General features: G+C 57.6%; 21 protein-coding genes. 11 read left to right on the top strand and 10 right to left on the bottom strand.

Annotated elements, in window-relative coordinates:
• The 11 genes from VNM72_11170 to VNM72_11120 all read left to right on the top strand — a co-directional run.
• The coding region (locus VNM72_11170; GenBank protein HXF05960.1) for a hypothetical protein at nucleotides 1-468 on the top strand (468 nt) is incomplete at its 5' end.
• A 34-nt stretch (nucleotides 469-502) separates the two neighbouring features.
• On the top strand, nucleotides 503-2,095 hold the full coding sequence (locus VNM72_11165) for an NADH-quinone oxidoreductase subunit M (protein ID HXF05959.1): 1,593 nt from the start codon (nucleotides 503-505) through the stop codon (nucleotides 2,093-2,095).
• Nucleotides 2,096-2,101: 6 nt separating this feature from the next.
• Nucleotides 2,102-3,580 carry an NADH-quinone oxidoreductase subunit N gene (locus VNM72_11160; GenBank protein HXF05958.1) on the top strand — a complete coding sequence of 493 codons (1,479 nt, stop codon included), beginning with the start codon at nucleotides 2,102-2,104 and terminating at the stop codon, nucleotides 3,578-3,580.
• A gap of 86 nt (nucleotides 3,581-3,666) precedes the next feature.
• Entirely contained in the window at nucleotides 3,667-4,191 is a 525-nt protein-coding gene (locus VNM72_11155; GenBank protein ID HXF05957.1) for an FAD-dependent oxidoreductase, read from the top strand.
• Nucleotides 4,188-4,952, top strand: a complete 765-nt coding sequence (locus VNM72_11150; protein HXF05956.1) for a methyltransferase domain-containing protein — start codon at nucleotides 4,188-4,190, stop codon at nucleotides 4,950-4,952. Before VNM72_11155 ends, VNM72_11150 begins: the two co-directional genes overlap by 4 nt.
• A 450-nt stretch (nucleotides 4,953-5,402) precedes the next feature.
• Nucleotides 5,403-5,876 carry an ATP synthase F0 subunit B gene (locus VNM72_11145; protein ID HXF05955.1) on the top strand — a complete coding sequence of 158 codons (474 nt, stop codon included), beginning with the start codon at nucleotides 5,403-5,405 and terminating at the stop codon, nucleotides 5,874-5,876.
• Nucleotides 5,873-6,418, top strand: a complete 546-nt coding sequence (locus VNM72_11140) for a hypothetical protein (GenBank protein HXF05954.1) — start codon at nucleotides 5,873-5,875, stop codon at nucleotides 6,416-6,418. Before VNM72_11145 ends, VNM72_11140 begins: the two co-directional genes overlap by 4 nt.
• Nucleotides 6,415-6,960, top strand: a complete 546-nt coding sequence (gene atpH / locus VNM72_11135; GenBank protein HXF05953.1) for an ATP synthase F1 subunit delta — start codon at nucleotides 6,415-6,417, stop codon at nucleotides 6,958-6,960. The genes VNM72_11140 and atpH overlap by 4 nt, the downstream gene beginning before the upstream one ends.
• A gap of 83 nt (nucleotides 6,961-7,043) precedes the next feature.
• Nucleotides 7,044-8,585 (top strand): F0F1 ATP synthase subunit alpha, encoded by a 1,542-nt coding sequence (atpA, locus tag VNM72_11130; GenBank protein HXF05952.1) that lies wholly within the window; start codon nucleotides 7,044-7,046, stop codon nucleotides 8,583-8,585.
• Between the two features lie 30 nt (nucleotides 8,586-8,615).
• Nucleotides 8,616-9,509 (top strand): ATP synthase F1 subunit gamma, encoded by an 894-nt coding sequence (gene atpG / locus VNM72_11125; GenBank protein HXF05951.1) that lies wholly within the window; start codon nucleotides 8,616-8,618, stop codon nucleotides 9,507-9,509.
• Between the two features lie 6 nt (nucleotides 9,510-9,515).
• Nucleotides 9,516-10,538 carry a nucleoside hydrolase gene (locus VNM72_11120; protein ID HXF05950.1) on the top strand — a complete coding sequence of 341 codons (1,023 nt, stop codon included), beginning with the start codon at nucleotides 9,516-9,518 and terminating at the stop codon, nucleotides 10,536-10,538.
• Nucleotides 10,539-11,909: 1,371 nt separating this feature from the next.
• Here VNM72_11120 and VNM72_11115 read toward each other — a convergent pair.
• The 10 genes from VNM72_11115 to VNM72_11070 form a co-directional block, all read right to left on the bottom strand.
• Nucleotides 11,910-14,396, bottom strand: coding sequence for a DEAD/DEAH box helicase family protein (locus tag VNM72_11115; GenBank protein ID HXF05949.1), 2,487 nt, complete (start codon nucleotides 14,394-14,396; stop codon nucleotides 11,910-11,912).
• 6 nt (nucleotides 14,397-14,402) lie between these two features.
• Nucleotides 14,403-14,780, bottom strand: coding sequence for a HEPN domain-containing protein (locus VNM72_11110; GenBank protein HXF05948.1), 378 nt, complete (start codon nucleotides 14,778-14,780; stop codon nucleotides 14,403-14,405).
• Nucleotides 14,777-15,127: a hypothetical protein gene (locus tag VNM72_11105; GenBank protein HXF05947.1), complete on the bottom strand. Its 351-nt coding sequence runs from the start codon at nucleotides 15,125-15,127 to the stop codon at nucleotides 14,777-14,779. The genes VNM72_11110 and VNM72_11105 overlap by 4 nt, the downstream gene beginning before the upstream one ends.
• Before the next feature lie 286 nt (nucleotides 15,128-15,413).
• Nucleotides 15,414-16,283, bottom strand: a complete 870-nt coding sequence (locus VNM72_11100) for a hypothetical protein (GenBank protein HXF05946.1) — start codon at nucleotides 16,281-16,283, stop codon at nucleotides 15,414-15,416.
• Nucleotides 16,264-17,520 carry a hypothetical protein gene (locus VNM72_11095; GenBank protein ID HXF05945.1) on the bottom strand — a complete coding sequence of 419 codons (1,257 nt, stop codon included), beginning with the start codon at nucleotides 17,518-17,520 and terminating at the stop codon, nucleotides 16,264-16,266. Before VNM72_11095 ends, VNM72_11100 begins: the two co-directional genes overlap by 20 nt.
• Entirely contained in the window at nucleotides 17,517-18,938 is a 1,422-nt protein-coding gene (locus tag VNM72_11090) for a DNA methyltransferase (protein HXF05944.1), read from the bottom strand. Before VNM72_11090 ends, VNM72_11095 begins: the two co-directional genes overlap by 4 nt.
• Nucleotides 18,878-19,489, bottom strand: a complete 612-nt coding sequence (locus tag VNM72_11085) for a DNA methyltransferase (GenBank protein HXF05943.1) — start codon at nucleotides 19,487-19,489, stop codon at nucleotides 18,878-18,880. Before VNM72_11085 ends, VNM72_11090 begins: the two co-directional genes overlap by 61 nt.
• A gap of 118 nt (nucleotides 19,490-19,607) precedes the next feature.
• Nucleotides 19,608-20,702 carry a hypothetical protein gene (locus tag VNM72_11080; protein HXF05942.1) on the bottom strand — a complete coding sequence of 365 codons (1,095 nt, stop codon included), beginning with the start codon at nucleotides 20,700-20,702 and terminating at the stop codon, nucleotides 19,608-19,610.
• A 10-nt stretch (nucleotides 20,703-20,712) separates the two neighbouring features.
• Nucleotides 20,713-21,264, bottom strand: a complete 552-nt coding sequence (locus tag VNM72_11075; GenBank protein HXF05941.1) for a hypothetical protein — start codon at nucleotides 21,262-21,264, stop codon at nucleotides 20,713-20,715.
• A 246-nt stretch (nucleotides 21,265-21,510) separates the two neighbouring features.
• Nucleotides 21,511-22,032 (bottom strand): IS1595 family transposase, encoded by a 522-nt coding sequence (locus VNM72_11070; protein ID HXF05940.1) that lies wholly within the window; start codon nucleotides 22,030-22,032, stop codon nucleotides 21,511-21,513.
• Between the last annotated feature and the right edge of the window lie 195 nt (nucleotides 22,033-22,227).

Raw genomic sequence — 22,227 nt, 5'->3', positions numbered from 1 at the left:
CGCATCACTAACTGGCTGGAGCATTTTCTGCATCCGGCGGTGGCGTCGGCTCCAGTTCATCCAACGCGAGTCGTTGCTGACGTCCCGGATCATGCGACGGAAATCGGCCTGGCCTTTGTGTCGGTCGTGGCTGTGGTCGCGGCTTTGCTGTGGGCGCGTCAATACTATCGGCGCGATCCGCTGCGGTCGGCGCCGCGGGTGCTGGAGAACAAATACTACCTGGACGAAATCTACGAGGCGATCTTCGTCCGGCCATTGCACGCTGCGTCCACTCGTGTGCTCTGGCGCTGGCTCGATGTGACTTTGATTGACGGGGCCGTCAACGGCACGGCGACGGCTGTGGCCGGCCTGGCCCGCGTGCTCCGCCAGATGCAGACGGGTCTGGTGCGAAGTTACGTGATGATGATCCTGCTCGGAGCCCTCATCGTCCTCGGATATTTCGTGTTCGTGGGAACCCCATCTCCCTGATGGAGAGAGGCGGTCCTCGATCGGGTGGAAGACAATGGGCACGCACCTTCTGAGCTGGGTGACGCTGCTGCCGACCGCTGGAGCGGGCGCGCTCTTACTCTATCGCGTGCTCGGGGGTCGGAGCGAAGAGATGCTGCGACGCCTCGCCCTGGCCGTCGCGCTGGTGACGCTGGGGCTGTCGGCGCTCGTCGTCCTGCGATTCGACCCGGCGAGTCCGGGGATGCAACTGGTCGAACGCGCGGCCTGGATTCGCTTCTCCGGCTTCGCCGTGGATTATTACCTCGGCGTGGATGGATTGAGCCTGTGGTTCATTCCCCTGACGGCCTTCCTCACGGTCGTCTCGATTCTGGCGAGCTGGCGGGCGATTGATCGGCACGTCCTGGAGTTTCACATTTTCCTCCTGCTTTTGGAGACGGGACTGCTCGGCGTCTTCGTGGCGCTCGATATGTTCCTGTTCTTCCTCTTCTGGGAAGTGATGCTCGTGCCGATGTACTTCCTCATCGGCATCTGGGGCTATGAGCGGCGCGTTTACGCGGCGGTCAAGTTCATCATCTACACGATGGTGGGATCGGCCCTCATGCTGGCGGCGATCATCGGTCTCTACTACCTCAATGGGGGAACGACGTTCGATGTTCTGGCCATCACTGAGAATCTGCACCGCGGGACGGTCGAGCTGTCACCTTCGACGGAACGATGGCTGTTTCTCGCTTTCGCTCTGGCCTTCTTGATCAAGCTGCCGGCCTTCCCCTTCCACACCTGGTTGCCGGATGCGCACGTCGAGGCGCCCACGGCCGGATCGGTCATCCTCGCGGGAATTCTGTTGAAGATGGGAGGCTATGGGCTGCTGCGCTTCGCTTTGCCGATGTTCCCTCGCGCCGCTGCCGAGCTGACCGATGTCATGTGCCTGCTGGCTCTGGTGAGCATCATCTACGGAGCGCTCGTCTCGATGGTCCAGCCCGACCTGAAGAAGCTCATCGCCTATTCGTCGGTGAGCCACATGGGATTTGTCTTGCTCGGTGTCTTCGCGCACACCGAGCAGAGCATTCACGGAGCCATCTTCCAGATGCTCAGTCACGGCATTGCCACCGGAGCGCTCTTCATCATTGTGGGCGTGCTCTCGGAGCGGCGACACACGCGACTCATCGAGGAATTCGGCGGGCTGGGGGGCGTCATGCCGGTTTTCACGGCCGTCTTCGGCATCCTGGCGCTGGCGTCGGTGGCCCTGCCGCTTTTGAGCGGATTCGTCGGCGAGTTCCTCGTCCTGGTGGGAACCTGGACCTCGGGGCTCGACCACGCGCGGCTCTATACGGTGCTGGCGGCGACGGCGATGGTCTGGTCAACCCTCTATATGTTCTGGACGCTCGAGCGCGTCCTCTTCGGCGAGGTGACAAAAGAAGAAAATCGTCACCTGCCCGATCTGACCCTGAGAGAAAAATGGACGCTCGTGCCAATGGCCATTCTGGTCATCCTCATGGGTGTGCTTCCCAACCCGATTCTGCGGCGAACGGATCGGGCCGTCCAGTGGTTGAGTGAGCGCGCCAGCAGTGGGCGACGCCTGGTAGCCTGCATCGAGGCGGGGTCTCGCCCCACCCCAGATCGGGCAACGGTGAAGTCATCGAGGGAGTGAGAGACGGTGGAGCATTTGAACATCACGCTGCGGGCGATCCTTCCTGAACTGATCCTCACGCTCACCGGCATCACGGTGATGCTGCTCGAAGCCTTCGCGCCGGGCCGGAAAGTTCGTGACGGTCTGCTGACGGTGGCGGGATTGGTGCTGGCAGCGGGAGCCGTGCTCGGACTGTGGAACGAAGAACCTTTCACCGCCTATTCGGGGATGATCGTCGTTGACCGCTTTCGCCTCGTCTTCACGCTGGTGATCCTGCTGGCGACGCTCATCACGATCTTCGTCTCCTGGACCTTTCTCGATGAAGAGAAGATCGCACCGGGAGAGTATTTCGCTCTGCTGCTTTTTGCCGCCGTGGGCATGGGGCTCCTGGCCGCCAGCCATGATCTGATCCTGATCTTCCTCGGCATTGAGACGGTCACCATTGCCACCTACGTTTTGGCCGGCTATCGCCGGGATGACCTCCGTTCGACCGAATCGGCCCTCAAATATTTCGTCCTCGGAGCCTTCTCCTCGGCGTTTCTCCTGTACGGGATTGCCCTCATCTACGGAGCGACGCGCACGACCAATCTGGCCGAGATGCAGCGAGTGGTGAGCGGTTCTCTGGGAAGCGCGGAGACGACGCTGCTGCTGGCAGGCTCGGCGCTGCTCCTCATCGGGCTGGGATTCAAAGTGACGACGGTTCCTTTCCACGTCTGGACGCCCGACGTCTACGAAGGGGCACCGACGCCGGTGACCGCGTTTCTCTCCACCGGGCCGAAAGCCGCCGGATTTGCCGCCTTCCTTCGGGTCTTCTCACTCACATTCGTTCCCTGGGGAGCGACGAGCGCGGCGACCGCTCTCTCCTCTCACTGGGTCGCCGCCGTGACGGCGATGGCTATCCTCACCATGACCTTCGGCAACGTCATCGCCCTCGTGCAGACCAATATCAAGCGGATGCTCGCCTATTCCTCGATTGCGCATGCCGGCTATGTGCTCATCGGAGTGCTGGCGCGAGATTGGGCGGCAGTCGCTTTTTACATGCTCGTGTACACGCTGATGAATTTGGGCGCGTTCGCCATCGTCACGGTGCTGGCCCGTCGGGGAGATGAGAAAGTGTTGATCCAGGACTACGCCGGGCTGGGCTTTCGTCAGCCGCTGCTCAGCTTCCCCCTGGCCGTTTTCCTCATCAGTTTGGCGGGATTCCCCGGCACAGCGGGATTCGTCGGCAAGTTCTGGCTCTTCCAATCGGCCTGGGGCGCGGGTTTCCCGGCCCTGGTGATCATCGGCGTGCTCAACACCGTCGTCTCCGTTTACTACTACCTCTACGTGGTCATCGTCATGTTCTTCCGCGAGGTCCGAGAAGAAATCCCGCCGGTGACGCTCTCACCATCGGCGGCCGTCACGCTCTGGGTGACGATGGCGGGAGTTTTTTATCTCGGGCTTTTGCCCACGCGCGTGTTTCAGATTCTGAGCGCCGCACAAACGGCTCTGGCGGGCCTCCGCTAGCAGGGGGGGACATTCTTCCCTCCCCTGCGATGGAGTGACGGAGAGAGGGGTCTGAGGCGAGTTCGTACCGTCTTCAGCAACACGCCATGCCGAACTCACCTTATGACGTCATTGTGATCGGGTCGGGGATCGGCGGTCTGACGGTCGCCAGCCTGTTGGCCCGGTTACGCCATCAACGGGTCCTCGTCCTGGAGCGACACTTCAAGCTGGGCGGCTGTACGCACATCGTTGAGCAGCCCGGCGGGTTTCGCTGGGAAGTTGGTCTGCGCGGGCCACATGGCCACAGGGCAACTGTCCCGCACACTGATGGACTTCATCACCCGGAGGCAGGTCCGGTGGAATCCGATGCCGCTCCCTTTGAGAAGTTCGTCTTCCCGGACTTCACCTTTGAGGTGCCCGTCGGTGAGGCGGCCTACCGAAAGACTCTCATCGAGTGGTTTCCGGACGAACGGCCAGCCATCGAGCAGTACCTGGCCGACGTCCACCGAGCCGCCCGTTGGTTCCGGACATTTATCATCGCCCAAATTTTGCCTTTCCCCTGGGACGGGATCGTTCGTCGTGTGAATCGTCGGTCTGAAACGAGGCACTCGCTACAGGAAGAGGTGGCATGATGGTCAAGGAACGTGACGTTCAGGCGCGATTCGGTCGGGCTGCGGATTTATATGCCACGAGCACGGTACATGCCCGCGGCGCAGACCTGGGGCTGGCGGTGCAGTTCGCACGACCGCAACCTGAAGATGTGGCCCTGGACGTGTCCACGGGCGCGGGCCACATGGCGATGGCGCTTGCGCCACACGTAGCGCGCGTGGTGGCCATAGACCTTACTCCTCAGATGCTGGCGGTGGCGCGCCATCTCGCCGCCGAACGTGGACTCCGTAATGTAGAGTTTCAGGAAGCGGACGCCCGAGCCCTTCCCTTTGGCAATGGATCTTTTGATCTTGTGACATGCCGCATGGCGGCGCATCACTATCCCCGACTGGAGGATGCGGTCCGGGAAATGGCACGAGTCTTACGGCCAGGCGGTCGTCTCGTGGTTTCCGATACGGTGCCTCCTGCCGACGAAGTCGCCGATCGGTTCATCAATGCCGTGGAAGCTTTACGCGATCCCACCCATGTGCGGGACTGGAGTGTCGCCGAGTGGCGAGCCGCGTTTTCCGGTGCGGGTTTAGCCATTGAAGCCTGTGAGGAAATAGAACTGGAGCTGGAATTTGAACCCTGGGTGGAGCGGTCCGGGACCCCTCCGGAGTTGCGCCAGGTGCTTGCCGTCATGCTGACTCAGGCGCCGCCTCGGTTACGCGAGTTGTTCGCCGTAAAGGCCAACCCCCTGCGCTTCTCCTTACGCCGCGCCGTGTTCCTCGCCATACGCACGTAACGGAGCCGCTCAGTTGGTGAAAATCCCGATAAAGGTCGGCTTTTCCAACCTTTTGGCGAGGATGGTTTTCCAGCGCCGGATGGATTCCATTGCGCGGCTGCCTCTCAACTGAAAATAGCCGACGAGACCTGCCTTTACCGTGTTTCAACGCCCCCTCAGGAGCGCCATGTTTACCGTCCTGTCGGGGGACGGCACGTTCGTTGAGGACCGGGAGCGCGTTGCCGGGAATGGCCGCCTCCGGTGGTCTGGCGCGTCTCCAAACGCGCCGTCATTTTTTCCTCTTGGCGTTTTTGAGCGCCGGAGTGGGGCGTTGGCCGGCGGTTTCGCGAGCCGCCTGAGCGATCCTGCAATTGGGGCGTGCGCCCGAACGGGGTGGCCGCTTGACACTTATTTCCGGGCTATGGTAGCTTTGCCCCCTTTGAAAACCGGGCACGACGCGCGGTAGGGGATATGGCTCACGTTCTGGCGCAGAATATTCTTCAACCGGATGCAACAGCGATTGTGGTTTTCCTGACGACGCTCGCGCTGGTGTGGATTCTCAATCGCACGCTCTTTCAACCGATCCTTCGGGTGCTGGATGAGCGAGAGCGGCGGACGCGAGGGTTCGAGTCCGAGGCCAGAGCCATTCTGGCTGAATGTGAGCACAAGCTCTCATATTATGAGGATGTTCTCCGGCGGACTCGGGCCGAGGGGTATCGCCTCATCGAGCAGCGGCGGCAACAGGCCCTGCGCGAGCGCGATCAGATCATCGCCGAGACCAAGCGCGAAATGACCGAAGCCGTCCGGCAGGCGAAAGAGCAATTGCGCGAGCAGGTGACGGAGGCCAAACACCATCTGGAGGCGGATGCTGTGCGCCTGGCGCAGGACATCATTGGCACCGTTGTCGGGCGGCGCCTGGAGGAGGTGACGCGAGTCTCATCATGATACTCGCGGGAGCGGGCATCGTCGGTGTGGGAGGGGGGCTGGCCGGAGTTGCTCATCTGGCATTGATGAGTCCGGAACTTCCTCGCCTCGTCAATTTCCTTCTTTTTGTCGCGGCTCTCTATTACTTCTTCCGCGAGCCCATCGCTCAGTTTTTCCGCCACCGGGCGGAGACCATTCGGGCCGATCTGGAGCGGGCGCGCCGCGAGCGCGAAGCGGCCCGGACGAAGCTCAACGAAATTCAACTCAAGCTCGCCCGTCTCGATGACGAAGTCAAGCAAATGAAAGCTCGAGCCGAGGCGGAGGCTGCCGCCGAATATGAGCGCGTCATGGAGAGCGCGCGCCGTGAAGCGGAGAAGATTCGCGCCCTCGGCCTTCGTGAAATCGAGACGGCCCGCCGCGCCGCGGAAATTGAACTGCGCACCTTCGCCGTTGAACGGGCGCTGGCCCATGCCCGACGGATGCTCTGCGAGCAGTTGACCGAGGACGACCATCATCGGCTGGTGGAAGCCTTCATCGCCGAACTGCCGGAGGTGATGACATGATCCCGTTGAAAGTCGCCAGACGCTACGCGCGAGCACTGGCCGATGTCGTGTGGCCGCGCGGCGAGTATGGGATCGTTCAACAGGAATTGCAGACCTGGGCCGAGCTTTTGCGGGAGACGCTCTCGCTCCGGGAGGTCTTCGCCCATCCCGTCATTGACCGTCCTCGGAAGGAACGGCTTCTGGAGACGCTCATCGAGCGGATGAAGCCTCATCCCACCACCGCTCATTTTCTTCGTGTCGTCCTGCGGCATGGGCGGCTGCATGACCTGGAGGCGATTGTTCGGGCGTTTTCTCAGGAGATTGATGCCCGCCTGGGGGTCATCCATGTCACTGTCTGCTCCGCTCACCCGTTGACTGATGCTGAAACGGAGGCTCTTCGGCAGCAGCTCGAACGCACGACGGGAAAAACGGTGCGCCTCCACCAGACCATCAATAATCAGCTCATCAGCGGCGTCCAACTGCGCCTGAACAGCGAAGTTTACGACGGATCGGTTCAGGCCCGGCTGGAAGCGATCCGGCGACAGTTGCTGGCCTCCACCTGAAGGGCCGCGGGGACGATCCCCTGCCCGGGTCAGGGTCAACCGGCCCCTGTGCCCGGCTTCCATTATGAAGGAGGAACGACAGGATGGAAAAAATCAGATCGGATGAGATTGCCGACATCATCCGTCAGCAAATCGAAAATTTCGAGAGTCAGCTCGTCGTGGATGAGGTGGGCTGGGTTGTTAAGGTGGGCGACGGCATCGCCGAAATCTACGGCGTGGAAAAGGTGATGGCGGGCGAGCTGCTGGCCCTGCCGCATGATGTCTATGGACTGGCGCTCAATCTGGAGGAGGACAAAGTCGGTGCCGTTCTCTTCGGCGAGTACCACCTGATCAAAGAAGGCGATGAGGTGCGGCGCACCCGACGCATTATGTCGGTGCCCGTTGGCGAGGCTCTCATTGGACGGGTCGTAGATGCGCTCGGGCGCCCGCTCGACGGACGCGGCCCCATCATCACCGACACCTACAATCCGGTGGAACGGCTGGCTCCCGGAGTCGTGGACCGTCGTCCGGTCAAGGAGCCGCTTCAGACGGGACTCAAGGCCATTGATGCCCTCATTCCCATCGGGCGCGGTCAGCGCGAGTTGATCCTCGGCGACCGTCAGACCGGCAAAACGGCCATCGCCATTGACACCATCATTAACCAGAAGGGCAAGGATGTCATCTGCATCTACGTCGCCATCGGGCAGAAGAAGTCCACCATTGCCCATGTGGTGAAGACGCTGGAGGAGTACGGCGCGATGGCCTACACGATCGTCGTCTCGGCGGCGGCGTCGGATCCGGCGGCCATGCAGTATCTGGCTCCCTACGCCGGCTGCGCCATGGGCGAGTACTTCCGCGATCGCGGTCAACACGCGCTGGTCATCTACGACGATCTGTCCAAGCACGCTGCCGCCTATCGAGAGATCAGTCTGCTGTTGCGTCGTCCTCCCGGACGCGAGGCTTACCCCGGCGACGTTTTCTATCTCCACTCGCGCCTGCTGGAGCGGGCCGCGAAACTCAACGATGAATTCGGCGGGGGATCGCTCACGGCGTTGCCGATCATCGAGACGCAACTGGGCGATGTCTCGGCCTACATTCCGACCAACGTCATCTCCATCACCGATGGCCAGATTTATCTGGAGAGCGATCTCTTTCATGCCGGGATTCGTCCGGCCATCAACGTGGGCATCTCGGTCTCCCGCGTCGGCGGGTCGGCCCAGATCAAGGCGATGAAGCAGGTCGCGGGCTCGCTCAAGCTGGAGCTGGCTCAGTATCGCGAGCTGGCGGCCTTTGCTCAGTTCGGCTCGGAGCTGGATAAGGTTACGCTCGCTCAACTCAATCGCGGGCGACGGTTGACCGAGCTGCTCAAGCAGGATCAGTACAAACCCATGGATGTGGAAAAGCAGATCGTCGTCATCTGGGCGGGCACCAACGGCTATCTCGATGATATTGATGTGGAAGACGTGCGCGCTTTCGAGGAAGGCTTTCTCCGCTTTGTGGAAAACAGCCACGGTGGGTTGCTGGAGAAGATTCGCACACGCCAGCAGATTGATGATGAGATCCTCGCCGAATTGAAAGAGGCCGTCACCGAATTCAAGGCCCGCTTTGTGGCCGAGAAGCGAGCGGCCGTCGCGGCCCATCGCTAGGGCGGACGCTGGAAGTCGGAGGGAGAGTCAATGCCGAGCATGCAGGACTTGCGCCGACGGATTCGCGCCGTGCGCAACATGCAGCAGGTCACGCGCGCGATGAAGATGGTGTCGGCGGCCAAACTGCGACGGGCGCAAGAGCGCGTCGTGGCCGCCCGGCCCTACGCTCAACGCATGACCGATGTCCTCAGCGAGCTGGCCCGCCGAAGCGAAGGCTATACCCATCCGCTGCTGGAGCCGCGCGGGGACAATCATCTGTTGCTCGTCCTGGTGACGGCGGATAAAGGTCTCTGCGGCGCATTCAACACCAACCTCATTCGCGCGGCCCAGGACTTCATTCAGCGTCAGGCCGACAAGAAGATCGAACTCGTCTGCATTGGTCGAAAAGGACGCGATTTCTTCCGCCGTCAGGGCGTCCCCATTCGCGCCGACTACACCGGCGTCACCGACCGGCAGGTGGATGTGGCCGTCGCCCGCCAGATCGCCGAGTACCTCATCAAGGAGTTCCTCACAGCCGTCGAGACGACTGACCGGGTCGTCGTCCTTTACAACGAATTCAAGTCAGCCCTGCGGCAGGAGATCGTCATCGAGCAACTTCTCCCCATCTCCGGGCTTCGCGCGGCGGAGGAGCCGGCACCCCGGGAGGTTTTCATTGATTACCTCTACGAGCAACCGCCCGCCGAGATTTTCGGTCGTCTCCTGCCTCGTTATGTCGAAGCGGAAATCTATCGCGTGCTCCTGGAGTCGGCGGCTTCCGAGCATGGCGCTCGAATGGTGGCCATGGACAATGCCACGAAGAATGCCGAGGAGATGATCGGCAGTCTCACCCTCCAGATGAATCGCGTGCGTCAGGCCACCATCACCAAGCAGATCATCGAAGTCGTCAGCGGAGCCGCCGCCCTCGAAGAAATGGCCGCTCGCTGAACCTTCATGGTGCGATGGTCTTGCCCCGTGTTCGGGAAGCGAATTCTCGCTTTCCTGGTGATCCTTCCGCTCTTGCCGGGGAGTCGGTCGGCCCTCGCCACGCCTCGCATTCTCCTGATTGATACCGATGCCGGATCGGATGATCTGATCGCGCTGCTCTACCTTCTGCGGGCGAGCGCGCCATCGTCCTGGACGGTTCGGGGGATCACCGTGTCTAACGGATTGGCCCATCCGCCGCAGGGAGCGCGCAACATCCTTCGTCTTCTGCAGGCCGCCGGTTATGCGGGAATCCCCGTCGCCGTGGGTCGCGCTGAGCCGCTTGAGGGAGAGCACGCGTTCCCCGACGCCTGGCGCCGACGCGCCGACGCGCTCTACGGACTCGATCTGGATGAAGCGTCGGCGAAGCCGGTCAGCATTCCGGCTTCGGAGTTCCTCCTGGAGCAAATTCGCGCCAGCCCCTCCCGCGTGCGGATCATCGTTCTCGGCCCGCTGACGAACATCGCCCAAGCAATCCAGGCCGATCCGACGATTGTTCGCAAGATCGAACGCCTGGTGATCATGGGAGGAGCCGTTTTCGTTCCGGGGAACGCGCCGCAAGAGAGAAGCGTCGCCGAGTGGAATTTTTACATTGATCCGCTGGCCGGGCGTATTGTTTTCACGTCCGGCGTGGCCATCACGCTGGTTCCCCTCGACGCATCGCGCCAGGTCCCCCTGGATGAGGCGTTCGTTTCCGAATTCACCCGACGCGCCCTCACGCCGGAAGGGCGGCTGGTGAGCCGACTCCTGGAGGCCGAGCGGGACCTCATCGGTCAAGGGCAATATTTCGCCTGGGATCCGCTGGCGGCGATGCTGGCTCTCCAGCCGGACGTCGGTCGCACGCGTCGTCTGGCGCTCGTGGTGATGCTGCGACCATCGGTTCGAGGACAAACCCGCGTCATGCCCGGACGCAAAGCCAATGTCGCCGTGTATGTCAGCGTTGATCCCGCGCGCTTCCGACAGAATTTCCTGGCCGCTTTTCTGCCCCGTTGAAACAACCCACCACAGATACCGCGACGCCAAACAAAAGCCCGACCGTTTTGGGGGATAAACTTCTTGCGTGATAGCGGAGAACCCAATTTGCTCCCTTATTCTCTCACCAGCCTTTCCCCTTTTTACTCCCTCCACGCCATCGTCATCCTTCTCTTCTGTTCCATGTTCACCAATCCAGCCAACAATTCTACCCGTGAATGTTCTCGGATCAACGGAAAAACATCTTCCGATCGAGCACCACTGTCAGGGTAGCATCAGGAACTTCCTGCTCAATCTGGTTGCGGCCCTGATTGCCTGCATGCACCGAGAGAAGAAACCGTCGCTCCATATTCGAGTCGGGGAATTCACTCACCTCCCTGCCCTCGTCACCTAATCGCTTTATGTCGAACTGACGTTAATCACGATCATGCTTGCCAACAACGAGACCGGCACGATTCAGCCGATCCGGGGGATCGCAACTCGTCCGGCAGGCGCGAGCTGGAGGAAATCAACGTCATCGTTATCTTCACACCGACGCAGTTCAAGCTCTCGGTAAGATTCCGGTTAATGTGAAAGAGCTGAGGGTTGATCTACTGTCAATCTCAGCGCATAAGATTCGCGGCCAAAAGGGATTGGCGCGCTTTATGTTCGCCGTGGCGTTCGGCTCGTTCGCCACATGGACGATGGCCATCATGAGCGATCGGCAGTCTAGAACGGAGAATGTGCCAGCGATTGTTGGCTTTGGAAAGACTGCCGAGTTGGTCCGAATTCAACTCAATGAGCAAGCTAAGCGAATGCGCAAGCTATGTGACTATTTGAAAAGGGAGATCGAACGGCGCATCCCATTTGTAATTCTCGATGCCATCCCGAGAAGCGCGTCCCCAAGATCTGTGATTTCAGCTTCGGATTCATCGAAGGCGAAGCTTTGATGATCAGGCTCGATTTGCGAGGTGTTGCATTTTCAACCGCAGCCGCTTGATCGTTGGGCTCGCTGGAGCCTTGGCAGGTACTTCTCTCTTTGGGTCGCGATCGCGAAACCGTCCAGGGCAGCATAAGGTTTTCCCTCAGCAAGGATACGAGCCGCGAAGACGCAGAGTATGCGCTTGATATCCTTTCGAGAAGGCGGAGAGATTGCGCACGATGTCCCCTCGCTACCTGGAGCTAACCGCTTCCGGAAGTGTGTAGCAACATAATACCAATTGCCTTTGAAAAACCCTCATGAATTGCGGATAACTGGTTACGAGATCAGAACTTGTAAATCCGAAATCCGCCCGTCCACAAGCCGCAGTTGGTATAATGTCATCGGGCGATTTAGGTCGTGAAGGATTCTCTGAAGAAAAGCCTTTTAGCCACTATTAGGCGAATATTAGGCGAAGCAGCGGCATGCATCCTCTATCTGTGCTCACGACAGGCCGATATGAGTTGATCGAACGATAAACCCTGAAACCGCTCGAAATCCGGCTGAAGGATCTTCACGAATGTCCAACGTTCACCGGTCAGATCTGAAACCTTCTGGCACCACTCCATAGCAGCTTGAACCTTCGCCGGTGTATCCTCGTGCTGATCCCACCCAGCGCCTTTCGGCTCCAGCAAGAAATAGCCGTTAGCGGTTTTGGCAACAAAATCTGGCGTGTAGTGGCGTAGGTGACCTTGGGCGTCGTGGTACGGGATTCGCAGAGGCATTCGCGGCAGCACCTTGGTGTAGGCCAGCACCTCATCCTGCTCATCAAGATACTGCATAAAGTGCTTCTCGTATTCAAAGCCGCGCGGGTAGGGCAAGACTTCAAAGACGGTCTTTTTCGCCGGATAGACCGGCTCAGAAGTATGAAAGGATTCCATCTGACTTGCCGCGAACCGCTCGACAAACTGATAGGGCTCCTCAACGACTTGAAGCCGCAAGATGGCGTCAGTGAAGACATCTCGAATCTTCTCCCGAACCGGGAGATGATTGAGTTTGCGCACAATGTCCGGGTTTGCCATATCCACGCGCTTGTCGAAAAGACGCTGCTCAATATACTGCCGCACCTTGGGCACCACCTCGGCAAACTGGGCGGAGGCAGCGCATCGAGAGAGAATCGCCTTGGTGATGTTAGCCAGATAGATGTCGTAGCGGTCGGTGTAATCGAAGGATAACTCCCGTTCCAGATCTGTCTTTTGAGTGAGCAAGTCCTTCTCCCGGTACATGACGCGAGGCAGCTCAATCTCGTCAAAACGAAAGAGGCCCGCTGGCAGCGTGCCCACGTCCAGATCAGCTATCTTGCGCACGTCGCGGGTGATGCCGCCAGTGAGAACGGGAATCGAGAGATCGTACTGAACCTTAGCCGGGTCTACGCGCACAATATTAGCGGGTTCATAGACGCGGTGGGCTTCGGTGATTTCGATGTCCAGGTCTTCGTTCTGAATCTCAGCGTTCCATAGGTCGCGGAAGCGGGGATGATCAATGACGATGAGTTTCTCTTCCCACTCCGCGTGCGGCTGGCTCATTCGCCGTAAACCCCGACCCAGGGTTTGCTCAGCCAGAATGGCTGACTCGTAGGAGCGCAGTGGAACGATGACGCAAACGTTCTTGACGTCCCACCCTTCCTTGAGCATCATCACGCTCACAATCGCCTCGTACTCATTGGTGTCAATGGTACGAGCGGCCTCCCGTGCCTTCTCCAGGTCCTTCTTGGTGATGACCCCCGCTGTGTCGGTGTGGATGACCAGAGTCTTGAGCCGATGCTCGCGCTCTAGATATGCGCCTACCTTGTCGGCGTTGCGCGTTTGGTCGGCCATGACAAAGAGAACCGGCTTTTTGCCGGTCGGCTTGAAGTCGCGTTGGAATCGCCGAAAGACTTCGACCCCCGTATCAATTTGCAGCCGGTTCCGTTTGACGTAGTCCTTTGTCAGCGGCTCCGGCGCGTGCTCAATCTCGCCAATCTTAGGACGCTTGACCACCTGGTCCCGGATGGCGGCTGCCAGAGGGTAGTCGTAGATCGTATGGGGGAAGAAAACCTTGCGATCGCCCGCACCGGTGTATGGCGCGGCTGAAAAGTCCAGTTGCATCACCAAGCCCTGACCGCTCTGGGCATGCCCCGCGTCATGCAAACGGTTGATGGCTTTGGCCCACTCCAGGTCATCTGAGTGGACGTGGTGGGCTTCGTCGTTGAGCACGAGAAGGTCGCGGTGCTGTGAGAGTGCTTGTTCCAAGTCTATGCGACTCAACGGCTGGCCTTTGACCACGTAGGGGCCAAGGGCTTCCTGAACCTCGTTGGTAGGTTCATCAGCCTTGTCCTCATAGAGCTGCTGGACATTGGTCAGGTATAGAATGCCGAAGGCGTGCGGCGCGGTGACCTGGCTCTGGTAGACAAGTTGCAAGCCAAAATCCGCTTCCCATTCCGGTGGGATGAAAGGAAACTCGTTGAATATGGCGTTGTCTGCGAAAGCTTCGTTGAGCCGGTCGAGCACGATGAGATTAGGTGCGATGAGGAGAAAGTGAGAGGTGTAGCGGCAGCCGTTATCGGTGCGAAAGAAGCGATTGAAGTATTGCCAGACCATGGCCAGCGCCATCACAAAAGTTTTGCCGGAGCCGGTAGCCATCTTGAAGCAGTATTTGGGCCAGTTGTCGGTGGTGGGATCGAAGGTGAGGCTGACGCCAAAGTTGCGAGCTAGGCTGTAGAGGTTGTGGTAACGGCACACCTCATAGACGTAGATAAGGGCTTCGATGGCCTCGCGCTGGGCGCGCCAGAATGTGAACTCGCTCCCATCCTTCAACCAGTGCTCCTCTTTGAACCAGAATTCAAGAAGCCGCTGCGTGACAATGCTTGCCCGCTCGTAGCCTTTCTCGCGCCAGGCGGCGACGGCGGATTTGATTTTGTGGTCGAGAGGGATTGCAGCCATGGTCGTTCACAGTTTGCCCAACACAGAGACCACTTCAGAAGCTCGCGTCACGGCTTTATGGGTGAGAACCGGTAGGTTGCTGACAACGTCCTCATAATCTGTCTGCCTTCGGTCGTTGAGCAGGCGCCTTAAGTTTTCTCCGATTCGCTTGCGTGACTTGTCGGGGCTATTCTTAAACTGCCGCCAGACAATCCTATGAGCTTGGCCTGTACGAGGGATTGAAAGCCCTTGTTTATCGCGCAAGCAATTTCGTGCTTTGCAGAAAGCGGCATAATAGGCTCGACTGATAGCAGAGCGCCATTTGGCCTCCTGAGTCGAAGCGGCCGTTGTTTGTCCTGCCAGCTCGCGAGCAAGGTCAAGGTATTCCAGCCAGTCAAAGCTCATGCAAACTCCACGTCAATGCAGAGTTGGTTCTCAGCCCGGTCCGACGCATCGAGCCACCATTCTTGATCGAGCCGGTCCAGTTTACTCAGCGCCTCATCCGGCGGAAGACTGATGCGAATGAAGGCGAAGAGCTCACGATCGTTTTCCGCTTCCGGGTCGGTGACGACCTCGAGAACCACATCCGGGGATGGCCCGAAGTACTCAGCGATCTTACCATGCGCCTCCCGAAGCAGTGGAACAAGAAACGGGTGCTCTTGTAGGAACTCAGCCACCTCTTCCGATCTTCGGAAGGTGTAGAGTTGGCTGAGGGATTGGAGCGCTGGTTCAATTGTAATATTTTGTGTCATAGTCTCTGCCTTTCTTTCGCCAAACGGTAGCGACAGAGTTGCTTTTTTGCTCCAGCAAATTCAGCACCATATTACACTCCTCCCGCTGACTCATCATCTTCCGCATCATCAAAAAGACCTGGAAGAGGTTCGCTTCGCAAATCGAGTGTCTCACAAGAGAAGCGGGTTAGCGCGTCAATCATCCTCTTGTGCTGTTCTTCATTTTGTAATCTGATCTTCCAGCCCTCTCCGGACAGAAAAATCATAGTGTCTGGGGCCACGGAATTTACGGCTTGCGTAAGAGCGTTCAGAAACTGTCTGCACAGCCCACGCATGTGCCGCGCGAATCACGGTTCTCCCAGTGTCCGTACATCCCAAACATTGCATCGTTGAGGACCTTCTGAGACTCCAAAGATAATTCAGTGGGAGGATTCGCACGTCCCACCGCTGCAATAATGGTGCTCTGCATTCTCTCAAAGAGTACGCGCTTGCAGAGCATCCTCTCCTGCTCCGACTGCGCGACGTCGGGATCATAAGGAATGAAGTAAAGCGGCCTAGGATCAGTGTCCGGTTCTCGTTTCATGAAAGGATTCGCACCTGGTGACAACGCGAAGAATGTGCTTCCTAGGTCATTGATCATGATGCTGATATCGGTGTCGGTTAACACAAGGCCAAGGATAGAAAACTGCCCAGCAGGTAACCCATTCTTATCTAGTTCCTCACAGAGCCTTGCAAGCGTTTGGGTAAGTGGCTCGCGGTCATTCTCGGGCATCACGAATCCAAGGAGCGAAGCCAATACTTGGCCGGACGATAAGCCGAGAACTTCAGCAGCGCGCGGTCCAGCGACGACCAGCAGGCTTCGCGCCTGTTCAGCCGGCGAGGATGTCGGTCCGAAGGCGCTTGCCTTGCATTCGATAAAGCCGAACTTGCGGTCACCTTCATGTGTCAACACTACATCCGGCCTGACCCTTTCCTGCATACTGATCCGTGCTTCCTGGGCTACTAGGCGCAAGTCAGGTGGCGGGCCGAGCAGTGGAGCGATGGCATACACTGTAAACCCCTGTTTGTAGAGGAGTGGACTGATTTCGTTCTCATCGGGCAATGGTTGAGCCAGCCATGGAAGCGCGTTCAACTGAAAGAGAGGGTCTTTTATCAACTCATTCGGTATCGAGGTCATAGCTAACTCCCCGTGCAGATTCCTTGACCATTTGTTTGTAAGGCATATCCCCGACGAAGGCTTCGGCCCCTGGGTCGAGGTATCGTTGGATGTTGGCGACCAGACGGTGTACCGTATTGCCACAAGTGCCGTTAGGAATAATCGCTGTACAGCCTTTCGCGGTAAATTCCAGAAAAAGGGGTTGCCACAGATGGCGGTCAACGCCGTAGACATGCACTTTCATTGGTCCGAGCCGGATGGGATGCCCCCAGAGTCGGAATCGATTCCGCTTGCGTTCAAACGTCGCGGTTATCCAGTAGTCGAAGACAGTGGGGTTCAAGGTTTCCCGAAACCGAATGATGACCGGAGCCCCAACGATCTTGCGAAATTGTCCTGGAACGCCAACAGATTCCCGTATCGAGTACCACGCCTGTTCTTCGGTTGATTTGAGAAGCTGCTCGTAAATGCGGACAATAAAGAGCACGTGGCTCCTGTGGTCTCGAAAACTCTCGCTCCTGTTTGTGACTCGCCCGTTGTCGTAAAAATCGTGGCCCCCACGCCCCACAGGAGATGGGAACCGCAACTGGCTGATAGCATACAAGGGCGAGTAGATCTCCTGTAACTTCTCTAATTTTTCCTGGATCACGCCGATGCGATCGACCAGACGGAAACTGGTTGCACGCCGCTCTATAATCTCCTCCAGGTCCTCGTCACCAGAATCTTGAGAGGTTTCCTCCTCCTCCTGTTCCCCGTCAGAGATGGCGCTGTCAATATCAAAGATGCTGTCATGAGTGAACACTAACCGGGTGAAGCGATGGGGGCGGCTCAACTGTGTGACCAGCTCCCACAACACACTGAAGGTCAAGCCACTCAGCCACACATAGTCAAGCTCCGGGCTACCGAAAACAAGACGACGAACCCAGGAACCGAGGTCTGATGATTTCAGCGTGCTGTAAAGTGCGACAATACGAGGGCGGAGGCGTTCTAGGAAACCAACCTCTCCAATTTGACTATCCATCGCCAGGAACAGCCATTCTTCCAGCGGTTCCAGACGAATCCCGCGCCTGGCAAAGACGGTCTGGAGTCCTTCAGGTGTATGCGGTTGCTCCCCATCAAGAAGCTCCAACAATTGAGTCTTGACGAGCGCCTTTTTCAGTTTCCGCTCGTCTAGTTCTTCCATCCGCTGGGTTGCGTACCCATCAAGAAAACGGATCATTTGGTGACGGCTTCGTATGTGTCGAAGGCGCATTTCCATCATGGTACCCTCACCTCCACCAGCTTCGTCGTATCATTTCCGAAGATGTCCACCACCCTCACCAAGACCTTGTACGTTCCCGTCTGCTCGTAGGTGTGGGTGGCTTTTGTCTCCAGTTTCGGGTTCTTACGCGTGCGGAAGGACTGCCAGCCGTTGTGGAAGGTGTCGTTGTGGTAATCCCAGTCCACCGCCCAGTAGTCAATGTAATCGCTGAACTTTTTGATCTTGTCGCGCACTTCGTCAGGCAGGTACTCCGGGTTGGCGATGATAAAGTCTTTGAGTCGCACGGTGAGTTTCTTGCCGTTGACCTCGTGCTCTAACTCCAGGTAGTTGAGGTCAAAGAAGCGCACCTCTTCGCGCGCCGGATTGATGACTTCGAGCGACTCGCGCGGAATGGAGACCAGCCGCACCTTGACGCCGTAGTCCTCACCCACCTGATTGACCAGGTCATGCAGGCCCATCTCAAAGTCCCAGCCAAGAAAATGCACCTCGCGCACACCGGCTTCCTGCGCTTCTTTCAGGGTTTGGCGAATCTCCCGCATGGTCACCGGGCTGTTCACACTGCCGACGTGGACGTAGGCGCGGGCTTTCTTGCCGTGAAGAGTCTTGAAGCCGGTGACGGCTTCAGCGCGATAGAGATCAAGGATGAACTGAACGTAGCGTTCCCAATGACCGTTGGCGGCGAGTTTGTGGCGCTCGTAGTTACCGAGGTTCAGGATATCAAACGGCTTGCACCCCTCGATTTGCAGCAGCCGCTTGCGGGTGACCTGAATGGCCCACTTGGAGAGGTCACAGCCAATCCACCGGCGATTCAGCTTCTCCGCTACGGCCAGTGTTGTCCCCGAGCCACAGAAGAAGTCGGCGACGAGGTCGCCTTCATTAGAGGATGCTCTGATGATGCGTTCCAGGAGGCGCTCAGGCTTTTGCGTCTCGTATCCCAATCGCTCAACAGACTGTGCTTGCAGCGCGAGTATGCCGGTCCAAATGTCAGGAGCAGGTCGACCCTCCTCCACCTCATCAAGATAGTGTTTCGTTTGAATCCTGCCCGTCTTGTTTGGCGGAAACCACAAGCGGCCTTGTCGATCCAGTTCCTCCATGCGCTCCCGCGAGACCTTCCATCCATTCTTAGGAGGCTTATAGCCTTTATACTCGTAGGTGAGGTTCGGCCTGGGATGAGGACTCGCTAGATTGCCTAGCCGGAAGCGTCTCCAACCCTCCGGTGCTTGCTCACCTTTACGCAACTTCACAACTTTGCCGTTCGGAGACTCGGCGTAGATAAAAAACTTGTCAATATATTCCGGAGATTGGCTAGCCTTTGGTTCATTCCAGAGATACCCCTCTGACTTACTGTAGTAAAGAATCACATCATGAATGCAGCCGTACCTTCTTGGGTCATTGTGTGACGCCGTTCGTTGCCAGATGATCTCGTTGAGATACGATTTGGTCCAAAAACCTCGTCGAGAACGGCTTTCACATAGTGGACAACGTTCGGTCCAGTATGAACATAAATACTCCCATCCTCCGCCAACAATTCCCACATCAGTACCAGCCGTTCGTACATCATCTGCAGGTAGGAGTCAAGGCCACGACCCCAGGTATCGCGGTAGGCTTTTTCCTCGATGATAGACGGCTCTTTGACGAACTCCTCGTCACCCACGCGTACGCGGAAGGAAAAGTCCTGCCCAGTGGCAAAGGGCGGGTCAATGTAGATGAGATTGATTTTGCCCGCAAAGCGCGGCAGGAGCGAGGACATCACCACCTTGTTGTCGCCCCAGATGAGCATGTTGCGCCAAGTATCGTCGCGCGGCATCAAGGTGAACAGGTCTCGTTGCGCCTTCTCGCGGTCGGCCTGGGACTCGTTGACCGTCTCGACCACCTGAAAGGGGAGGATAGTGCGCTCCACAGGGCGGAGCTGCCCTTTCTCATCGTATTTGCCGACCCAGACGAGCTCCGTGCGAGTAATTTCCTTCATCCTGTCTCTCTCCGATTGTCAATAACACGCTGCTGCTTCGCCTCGCATCTCGAACATGTGCCAATTGTGATGTGCAGTAAGACAGCCAGGCGAAGACGAGAAGCCATAGCTCCAGATATTAGTCGAAATCAAGAAATCGGGCTCTTACCTCGGTCTCCAAATCTATGGCCTCTCCCCAAACGCGGACCCGTTCATCATCGTGCTTCCTCCAAAACTGATCAATACTCTCATCGCTAATGAAGATGCTCCGCAACCCATCCTCTTTAAGAATGCGAAGATAAACATGACTGGCCAGCAGTTCCGCTTGATATGCGCGCTTCGAGCCAATTGTCTCCCACTTTGGCCCATATCGGCCGAGCACGGCTTGGTAATCATTCATATGTTCCGCATAACTACGGAGGTCATACAGCTCACCTAGCAAATTGCGAATTTGATCGGAGCGGCCGGCAAAAAGTTGGCAGCGCTGAACAAACCGCCTGCGGGTTTGACGGGTTGATGGCTTAACGACAGCCTCGATGGCTCTCACAAACTGGTGGAGCCGGTAGATTCCCACACCCTCTCGCATCCCTCTGGTCCACGCCTCGAATCCCTTTTTGAGGCGGCGATAGTCTTGTTTACTTGCGTAGATGGTTCGTAGACCGGCAGCAGCGATGGCAGCGCTCATAAGTGTGTTCTCATCAATTCGGGCCGGGAGAACCTTGGCAGCGCGGTAGTAGCGATATGGCGTCGTCACCGACTGGACATTGATAGTTCCAGACCAGTTTTCACCTGTTAATAGCAGTGCAGCATCATAGTGAGGTACGCCATGCATCAATATCGCATAAAAAAGACTCATTACTTTATCTCGAAGCTCACGGTCTGATACGCCCATTTGATCTACAGGATGCGTGCCGAAGAGTAAGAAGTTACTGTTGGAAAAGTGTCGAGCCTGAATAGAGCCAAGCCACTCTTGCCAATGCTCGGCCATTTCAAATGGAGGCCTCAGGAGTGCCCACAAACCATCTTTCAAATCTAATTGTTCTGGCAGGCCGTTAGCTAGAGAAGCTCCCTCTAGCGCCAGACAGGCAAATCTGGTGCCTTTGGGAATCATAAATTCATGATACCCCTCTCGCTCGGCACGTGCCTGCTTGAGTGCTGCTGTCAACCGAGCTACGTCCCCAGGCACGTCTGCGGCTGACAACAACTCCGCATTTGGTTCCGGTACAGTTTTCATTCTTCACCTTCTAGCAACTTCGAGCTACAGTTTCAATCAATTCATCGCTATAATGCGTGCCTTGCTGCTGACAGGTCTTCAGCAACTGGCGGGCTTGGTCCGGCGTAAGCAGTCCATCCACTTTCGCTCGGTCCACCACACCCGGAAAGCCGGTGACCGAGAGATTCCGTTCCTGAGCCACGTTCCGTGCGGCCATCTCGTCGAGAAGAATCTGCTTAGCCAAGGATTTTCGCTCCTCCATGAGCGCCATCGCTTCTGCCTCAGGAAGATGATTGCGCCAGTCTCGATCACGCGATTCAGCAGCAATCCTCTTGGCCAGATGCTCTGCCAGCTCTTTCTCTTGCTCAGTCAGTTCAACAACTTTCACCAAGCCGTCATTGATCAACTCACGAATTTCATTTGCCCAGCCATGCTCGTCCAGCTCGTTGAGTTCAGAGGCAGGTATGTAAATTACAGAAAAGTATCGCCTCAGCAGGTCCGTTCTGCCAGATTGAAATGCTGAAATGAGTGGACCGGTGTTCGACACGGCTACAATCCTATCAGTTTGGGCTGCCTCAGTCATCCGAATGTGTTTCGCGTCATTTCGTTTCTCTTCATCTCCAAGCCACCTCTACAAGAGGTATTTTAGGACCCGTCCACAAGGTTATCAACTCCCTTCCCTGGGAACCCAGCGGCGGGGCGGGCGCTGTCATGCCAACATTGTCTCCCAGGCGGGTGCGCTTCATAAAGCTCTCGGCTGTGCCCCGTGTCCTGTTCGATTTCCGCATAGTGATTCAGGGGGAGTATTCCCTATTTTTAGGGTGATTACTCATTTTATTCCACCTTTGAGTGCTTGATAGATTGCTTGATCAAGGATTTGGCGGTGATTGTAGCGAAACTCGAGCTCTTTGAGGTAGAGGATGAAATGGTGTTGGCCCACTCCGTGGAGCTTCGCCAGTCGTTCTTTAGCGAAGGACCAGAAGCCCTCAATCCCGTTGAGGTACACCCGCCCGTTGGCGAAACGGATATTCTTGTTGATCCGTTCGTGGCGAAACCCATAGCTCACAAGCCCGTCATAGCCCTTGAACTGATCGGTATAGACCAAGCTCCCTCGCTTAACCTTGGCAACCGCCAAGGTGAGAAGGCTTTCTCGGCTCCCATCGGGAAGGAGTTCCAGGCGAACCTTCCCTCCCCGCTCGAGGATCCCAAACACCGGAATCTTTCCTTGAGCCCCACGTCCACGTTTGCCACGGCGTCTACCCCCAAAGTACGCCTCGTCCATCTCCACTTCCCCACAGGCGTCACCGAACTCCTGCGCAATCTTTGCGTACAACCGTTCCCGAAGCCGCATCTAGAGCTTGTGGGTGGTATTGTAGCAAAGCTTAAGCTCCCTGGCGGCCCGATAGGCCGAAACTTCCACCGCAAACACCTTCACCATAAAGAACAAACCTCACCAGGTCTACCTTGGTACCTTCCAGTACGCTCCCCTTCCGCACACTCCACTCCCGACCACCCCCCCCCGACACTTATATCCCCCTCGCCGTAC

The sequence above is a fragment of the Blastocatellia bacterium genome, assembly GCA_035573895.1.
Lineage (GTDB): Bacteria > Acidobacteriota > Blastocatellia > HR10 > HR10 > DATLZR01.
The sequence above is the reverse complement of the archived record's forward strand: the minus strand, read 5'-3'. Positions and strand labels throughout refer to the sequence as shown.

Bases quoted from the DNA above. Each gene is read 5' to 3' on its own strand.
- atpH (HXF05953.1), top strand. From the start codon at position 6,415: ATGATCCCGTTGAAAGTCGCCAGACGCTACGCGCGAGCACTGGCCGAT.
- VNM72_11140 (HXF05954.1), top strand. From the start codon at position 5,873: ATGATACTCGCGGGAGCGGGCATCGTCGGTGTGGGAGGGGGGCTGGCC.
- VNM72_11070 (HXF05940.1), bottom strand. From the start codon at position 22,032: ATGCGGCTTCGGGAACGGTTGTACGCAAAGATTGCGCAGGAGTTCGGT.
- VNM72_11165 (HXF05959.1), top strand. From the start codon at position 503: ATGGGCACGCACCTTCTGAGCTGGGTGACGCTGCTGCCGACCGCTGGA.
- VNM72_11095 (HXF05945.1), bottom strand. From the start codon at position 17,520: ATGATGGAAATGCGCCTTCGACACATACGAAGCCGTCACCAAATGATC.
- VNM72_11105 (HXF05947.1), bottom strand. From the start codon at position 15,127: ATGACACAAAATATTACAATTGAACCAGCGCTCCAATCCCTCAGCCAA.
- VNM72_11155 (HXF05957.1), top strand. From the start codon at position 3,667: ATGCCGAACTCACCTTATGACGTCATTGTGATCGGGTCGGGGATCGGC.
- VNM72_11145 (HXF05955.1), top strand. From the start codon at position 5,403: ATGGCTCACGTTCTGGCGCAGAATATTCTTCAACCGGATGCAACAGCG.
- VNM72_11150 (HXF05956.1), top strand. From the start codon at position 4,188: ATGATGGTCAAGGAACGTGACGTTCAGGCGCGATTCGGTCGGGCTGCG.
- VNM72_11080 (HXF05942.1), bottom strand. From the start codon at position 20,702: ATGAAAACTGTACCGGAACCAAATGCGGAGTTGTTGTCAGCCGCAGAC.
- VNM72_11085 (HXF05943.1), bottom strand. From the start codon at position 19,489: ATGAAGGAAATTACTCGCACGGAGCTCGTCTGGGTCGGCAAATACGAT.
- VNM72_11100 (HXF05946.1), bottom strand. From the start codon at position 16,283: ATGACCTCGATACCGAATGAGTTGATAAAAGACCCTCTCTTTCAGTTG.
- VNM72_11115 (HXF05949.1), bottom strand. From the start codon at position 14,396: ATGGCTGCAATCCCTCTCGACCACAAAATCAAATCCGCCGTCGCCGCC.
- VNM72_11075 (HXF05941.1), bottom strand. From the start codon at position 21,264: ATGACTGAGGCAGCCCAAACTGATAGGATTGTAGCCGTGTCGAACACC.
- VNM72_11110 (HXF05948.1), bottom strand. From the start codon at position 14,780: ATGAGCTTTGACTGGCTGGAATACCTTGACCTTGCTCGCGAGCTGGCA.
- VNM72_11120 (HXF05950.1), top strand. From the start codon at position 9,516: ATGGTGCGATGGTCTTGCCCCGTGTTCGGGAAGCGAATTCTCGCTTTC.
- atpA (HXF05952.1), top strand. From the start codon at position 7,044: ATGGAAAAAATCAGATCGGATGAGATTGCCGACATCATCCGTCAGCAA.
- atpG (HXF05951.1), top strand. From the start codon at position 8,616: ATGCCGAGCATGCAGGACTTGCGCCGACGGATTCGCGCCGTGCGCAAC.